Source organism: Deinococcus sp. (assembly GCF_025362455.1).
Taxonomy (GTDB): Bacteria; Deinococcota; Deinococci; order Deinococcales; family Deinococcaceae; genus Deinococcus.
In genome coordinates this window covers 1-5,421 of sequence record NZ_JANYGJ010000101.1, presented here as the reverse complement: position 1 = coordinate 5,421, position 5,421 = coordinate 1, and the positions used below count along the sequence as shown (strand labels likewise).

8 protein-coding genes and 1 pseudogene are annotated in these 5,421 nt (G+C 63.8%); 2 read left to right on the top strand and 7 right to left on the bottom strand.

The window, feature by feature from the left end:
- Positions 1-105: 105 nt before the first annotated feature.
- Genes Q0R23_RS07810 through Q0R23_RS07805 form a run of 3 tightly spaced genes read right to left on the bottom strand, consistent with a single transcriptional unit; the run spans position 106 to position 999 of the window.
- Positions 106-339 carry a VOC family protein gene (locus tag Q0R23_RS07810; protein WP_293911903.1) on the bottom strand — a complete coding sequence of 78 codons (234 nt, stop codon included), beginning with the start codon at positions 337-339 and terminating at the stop codon, positions 106-108.
- A 40-nt stretch (positions 340-379) separates the two neighbouring features.
- Positions 380-601 (bottom strand): hypothetical protein, encoded by a 222-nt coding sequence (locus Q0R23_RS18500; RefSeq protein ID WP_366520402.1) that lies wholly within the window; start codon positions 599-601, stop codon positions 380-382.
- The gene (locus Q0R23_RS07805; protein ID WP_366520401.1) at positions 520-999 is read right to left on the bottom strand and encodes an NAD(P)H-dependent oxidoreductase; all 480 of its coding nucleotides are present in this window, start codon (positions 997-999) and stop codon (positions 520-522) included. The genes Q0R23_RS18500 and Q0R23_RS07805 overlap by 82 nt, the downstream gene beginning before the upstream one ends.
- 83 nt (positions 1,000-1,082) lie before the next feature.
- On the opposite strand from Q0R23_RS07805, the gene Q0R23_RS07800 reads away from it, so the two are divergent.
- Entirely contained in the window at positions 1,083-1,499 is a 417-nt protein-coding gene (locus tag Q0R23_RS07800; protein ID WP_293911902.1) for a helix-turn-helix domain-containing protein, read from the top strand.
- A 356-nt stretch (positions 1,500-1,855) separates the two neighbouring features.
- Here the strand turns inward: Q0R23_RS07800 and Q0R23_RS07795 are convergent.
- The 4 genes and pseudogenes from Q0R23_RS07795 to Q0R23_RS07780 form a co-directional block, all read right to left on the bottom strand.
- Positions 1,856-2,713: pseudogene (locus Q0R23_RS07795) on the bottom strand (NAD(P)-dependent oxidoreductase); the annotation flags it as partial.
- Positions 2,714-2,755: 42 nt separating this feature from the next.
- A complete protein-coding gene (locus Q0R23_RS07790) occupies positions 2,756-3,016 on the bottom strand; it encodes a DUF2000 domain-containing protein (RefSeq protein WP_293911901.1) in 261 nt (86 codons plus the stop codon).
- Between the two features lie 5 nt (positions 3,017-3,021).
- Positions 3,022-3,177: a DUF2000 family protein gene (locus Q0R23_RS07785; protein ID WP_293911900.1), complete on the bottom strand. Its 156-nt coding sequence runs from the start codon at positions 3,175-3,177 to the stop codon at positions 3,022-3,024.
- 123 nt (positions 3,178-3,300) lie between these two features.
- The gene (locus tag Q0R23_RS07780; protein WP_293911899.1) at positions 3,301-4,050 is read right to left on the bottom strand and encodes a TetR/AcrR family transcriptional regulator; all 750 of its coding nucleotides are present in this window, start codon (positions 4,048-4,050) and stop codon (positions 3,301-3,303) included.
- A gap of 256 nt (positions 4,051-4,306) precedes the next feature.
- Here Q0R23_RS07780 and Q0R23_RS07775 point away from each other — a divergent pair, with 256 nt between their 5' ends.
- Positions 4,307-5,170 (top strand): NAD(P)H-binding protein, encoded by an 864-nt coding sequence (locus tag Q0R23_RS07775; RefSeq protein ID WP_293911898.1) that lies wholly within the window; start codon positions 4,307-4,309, stop codon positions 5,168-5,170.
- Positions 5,171-5,421: the final 251 nt, after the last annotated feature.

Genomic DNA, 5,421 nt, shown 5'->3' with positions numbered 1-5,421 from the left:
GCTTGTCAATCACCAGGAGCGGCTCTAGACGTGCCCACAGCGCATCTGACACCTCCCAGACCACTGCTTGATCGTTTATCTTGGCTTGATGTGCCTGCGTCGTCGTCATGGCCCTAGTTTACCACTTTTCGAATAGGCTCTAAGCTCAAGCAGCACACGGCCCTCGGCGGCCACGCCGAGCTGGGCGGAAGAGCCGCCCTGCGCCAGCACGTTCAGCCCGATGACCCCCGCGTAGAAGTCGAGTGAGCGGCTCAGGTCGGACACGATCAGCTCGACGGCGCCAATGCGGGCCGTCTCAGAGAGCTGGAACGGTGCTGCCGGTTCCAATAGCGCCGTCATTATCCCCCCAGGGGTCGCACGCCGCAGCGGCGAGTGGACATTACGCGCCCGCCACTGCGGCGATGGCAGGCTCGAAGGGGTGCAGGAACGTCTCCATCGTCTGCTGTCCCAGATCGATGACCTTGGTGCCGCCCGCCGCGACGACGGTCACGTCCTGAATGCCCAGGACGTTCCCTAAAATCAGACGCAGATACTGGGTGGCGATGTCCCGGTCACGGATCGGCGAGCCCTCGGTGTAGACCCCACCGGAGGCCAGGAGCACAGTGGCCTTCTTGCCCTGAAGCAGCCCCCCCCAGCCGCGCCGATGGTCCGGCCCTTACGCACGATGTGGTCGACGTAGGACTTCAGGTTGGCGGGGACGTTGAAGTTGTGAACCGGCGTGCTGATGGCGATGTGATCCGCCGCCAGCAATTCATCCACCAGCTCGTCGGACATCTTCAGCACCTCTTTCATCTCGGGTGTATGCGCCTCCAGCGTCGTCAGGCTGGCATTCAGCCAGGGGAGATGCAGGTACGGCAGTTCCGTCTTGGCGAGGTCGCGCACAACGACTTCACCGTCTGGATGCGCGGCCTTCCACTCCAGGGCGAACTTCACGGCGAGATTGCGGGAAACCGAATACTCGCCGCGTGTTCCTGCGTTGACAACCAATAGCTTTGACATGATGTGCTCCTTATGGCAGGTCGATACCTCCCAACCTCTGGCGAGGTCACGAACAACCTGTTCGTAGCGCTAGTATGGAGCGTATGAAAAACCAACCGCAAGGAGGCACTTTTTCGACCGAAACGCACATTCCTGTGCCTGAGGACACCCTGTCAGCCGCAGACTGTAGAGGGCTGGCCGACGCGCTGAGCAGCGTCGGCGACAAATGGACCATCCTGGTCGTCGGCGCACTGGCCGGGGGCGAGCTGCGCTACAACGAGATCCAGCGGCGCGTCAACGGCATCTCGCAGCGGATGCTGACCCTGACCTTAAAGCGGCTCGAACTGGACGGCATCGTCACAAGGACGCTGTTTCCCAGTGTGCCGCCGCGAGTCGATTACGAGCTGACAGACCTCGGTCAGACCCTCCGCGCTGCCCTGGTGCCCCTCCACCTCTGGGCGGCACAGAACAGGGGAACGATGGCAAAGCATCGGGCGCGAGTCCGTTCAGAACGCGAATAGATCGCGCTTCCACGTCTCACGTCACCACCGGGAGCAGCGGATGGTTGCGTTGCCTTGACCACAGGCGCACTCAACTGAGCACCAGAGGGAGGGTGTGGGCTGAAAACAGGAAGATCACCATGACGCTGAATCAGACCGCCATCCACAAGATTTTAACGGACCCGATCAACGTTACTGAATAATGTACGGGCCCGACGCCACGTTGATGATCCGATTGAGCGCGTTGGTGGGATGGTCACACACCTATGTGAGCGATATCGAACAGGCCGGGGTAGCGCACATTGGTACGGTAGAAGTCACCGCACTGTGACCTAACAAGATCCCGAGAAACGAGAGTCTGTGCATCATCCGCCGTCTCACGGGGGATCCACCATGTTGCTCGGTTGCCCGGCCTCAAACGCCTCCAGATTCTCGATCAGTTGCCCGGCCAGAGTTTCCAGCGACTGGAGGCTGTAAAAGGCCATGTGCGGTGTCAGGATCAGGTTGGGCAGGTTCAGGTCCAGCAGCGGGTTGCCGTGGGTGGGCGGCTCCACTGACAGCACGTCCACCCCGGCCCCACCGAGTTCGCCGCGTGTCAGCGCAGCGGCCAGCGCCGATTCATTGACGATGCCGCCCCGCGCACAGTTGATCAGCAGCGCCCCTTGCGGCATCAGCGCCAATTCTGCCGCCCCGATCAACTCACGGGTCTGCTCGCTGAGTGGACACAGGATCACCAGCACCTGACTGCGGGCCAGCACGTCCTCGAAGGCTGTGCGGCCCGCCCGAACGTGAAGTGCGCCCTTGTGCTCGGCGATCAACACCTTCATCCCGAAGCCCTGGGCGATAGCCTCCACCCGGCGACCCAGCGAGCCGTAGTCGACGACGCCCAGCGTGCTGCCGGAGAGCGTGATCGGCATGGGCGGCAGCAGAAAGCCGTAGGTGGCCGACGCCTGCCACTGCCCCGCCACCGCCGCCTGCCGGTAGCTCGGCAACTGACGGCGCAGCGCCAGGATCAGCGCGAACACGTGTTCTGCCACCGAAATGGACCAGTCGCGCACGTTGCAGACGCTCACACCACGTTCAGCGCAGGCGGCCACGTCCACGTGCTCGTAGCCGGTGGCCGCCACCGCGATCAGTGTCAGGGTCGGCGCAGCGTCCAGCACCTCGGCGGTGTTGGCGACCCGGTTGGTGATGGCTATCTGGGCACCGTGCAGGCGCTCTGCGACCAGTTCCGGCGGGGTGTGCTGATGTTCCTGCCAGGTGTGGGCGAGAGCAGCTTATCCAGCCGGGGCGCGGCCATACAGCGGCAGGTTCCCGACCAGCTTGTTCAGGGCCTTCTTCGGGCCACATAGGGCCAGGCTCAGGTCGCTGAGCGCTTCCGGCGGCGTGAGGGCCAGCGTAGAGACGTAGGCTTGATAGGTCCGGGCGTGCTGGGCCACGTCGCTGAAACCCACCAGCGTCAGGTCGGCCTGGGCGGCGGCACGTTCACTCAGGGCCTGGAGGCCAGCCCGGTCTGTCACCAGAATCGGCAGCGGCACGTTGATCAGCCCGGCGTGCAGTTACCCGGAGGCGTCGAGGCGTCGTCCGGTAGCAATCCGGGCACCTTGTGGCCGAGCGTCACGGCCAGCACGCCCGCCGCGTTGACGGCCAGGCCCTGCGGCAGATCGTCCGCCAGCACCATCACACACTTCAACTCCATACAGTCGTCCGGGTGTCGGGGCTGTTCTTCGTGATCAAACGGTAGCGTGCCGGAGAGCGGGTGTCTTGCACAATCTTGCTGTGTTTATGGGGCCAGGCGCTGCCACCAGCACGCACTGATCTTTTAGCTGAGCTCTGGGCTTTGAGCAAGGCGGTCCAGCCATTCGGTCAGCAGAATCCGCTCGCCATTCGTGAGGGCTGGCGCGTCTGGCAGCGATGCGCGCAGGGTGACGGCGGCCCCGACCGCACCGGCGGCCCTGACAGCGCTCAGGTCCGTCACGATGGCCGCGATCACGGCTTCACGCGCCAGTTCCGACAGGCCGAGGTCCCGGCGATCCTCGGGCATCTCCAGCAGCGTCAGCACGGTGCCTCGACCGGCAGCGCGCATCAGGTCTGCGGCACGGTTCTCGCTCACCCGCAGGCGTCCCGCCACGGCCAGGGCCTTAATCTGCCGTTTGAGATGCTCCAGTCCCGCCGCCGCTGCGGGTGACTCGGCTTCTGCACGGAGCGTGCCAGACATCATAGAGAAGAGTGCCGGATTGCTCAGGCCAAAATCGATGTGCAGGTCCCACCCCGCGCGCAGGTTCTCCACCGGGTCTGGGCCGGAGACACGCACCTGTTTGGCCTTCAGGTAGGTCAAGAAGCCGTGTTCCGCGACGGCGTCCATCAGGTTGCGCTTGTCCCCAAACAGCCGGTAGAGCGTCGGAGCCTGGATGCTGGCGGCGGCGGCCACGGCGCGGGTCGTCAAGGCTTCGGCCCCCTCGCGCGCCAGCAGGTCGGTGGCGGCGACCAGGACGCGTTCACGAAGCCCGGTGCTGTCGTGGGCTGGGTTCACTTCGGTGCGGTTTTCGGGGCGCTGCTCCTTTCGGCTCATCTCACCAGACTATAAGGGCCGCTGTCCTGAAAATCAGCCCTTGTGATCGGTTGTTATCCATGTTAATATTTTTCTGATAGCAACGGAAAGAGGCTACAAAGCCGCCTCTGATTTCTAGAGCAGTACTCCGAATTACGCCACGGGGAAAACAGCCTCCCCGCGCCTCCATTCTGCGCCTTGCTCAGTCAACACTACTCGCTCCGCTCGGTCATAAAAAGGGTCTTTTTATGACATCTGCTCTAGTAAGGAGAAGCCTATGATTATTGTCACTGGAGCCACCGGCCAACTGGGCCACGCCGTCGTCTTAGCGCTGCTCAAGCTGGTGCCTGCCAGCGAGATCGGCGTGAGTGTACGCGACCCCCGGAAGGCTAGCGACCTCGAAGCCCTCGGTGTTCGGGTGCGTCAGGGCGACTTTGCTGATCCTGCCAGCCTGCAACACGCCTTCGGGGGAGCCACCCAGGTCCTGATGGTCTCGTCCAATGCGTGGGCGTACGGCGGCGATCCCCTGGCCCAGCACCAGGCAGCCATCGAAGCGGCGCACGCTGCTGGAGTGAGGCGGGTCGTCTACACCAGCCAGATCGCGGCCAGCCCCACCTCAGCTTTCGCGCCTGCCGTCGACCACGCCGCCACCGAGGAGCTTTTGCGGCAGTCCGGCCTGGCATGGACGTCGCTGCGCAACGGCTTCTATGCGTCGAGCGGCCTGATGTCGATGGGCAATTCGCTGGATACTGGTCTGCTGGAGGCGCCAGCGGACGGCAAGGTGGCCTGGGCCGCGCACGCCGATCTGGCCGAGGCGGCGGCCATCCTCATGGCAAATCCGGGCCGCTACGAGGGGCCGACGCCACCGCTGACCGGCTCGCAGGCGCTCGACCTGGCCGACCTCGCTGCCATCGCCACAGAGCTGGGCCGCCCGGTCCAGCGCATCGTCTTTCCCGATGAGCAACTGGGCGCGAAGCTGGAGGCGCGCGGGATGCTGGCCAGCGCGGCGAGGTTCATGCTCGGAAACGCCATCGCCAGCCGCAACGGCGAATTCGGGCCGGTGGACCCGGCACTCGAACAGTTGATCGGGCACCCACCGACCACCATGCGCGACCTGATCGCCGCCAAACTCGGACGCTGACGGCGAGACAGTGGCGCAGCAACCCACCTTTGCGCCGGTCGGGGGCAGACGGCCACTCAAGCTGCCTTCCGGGACATGGCTGAGCGTTCAGATGGAAACGCCCTAACGCTTTAGAGACTGTCTGGAAAGTAAGAAGTCGGGCAATACTGTCTCATCGATATGAGTAGAATCAAAGGATGCAATTGTATCCAACCGATACGACAGATGAAGAGTGGGGGATTCTCAAGCCGCTCATTCCGGCCCCGAAGTCA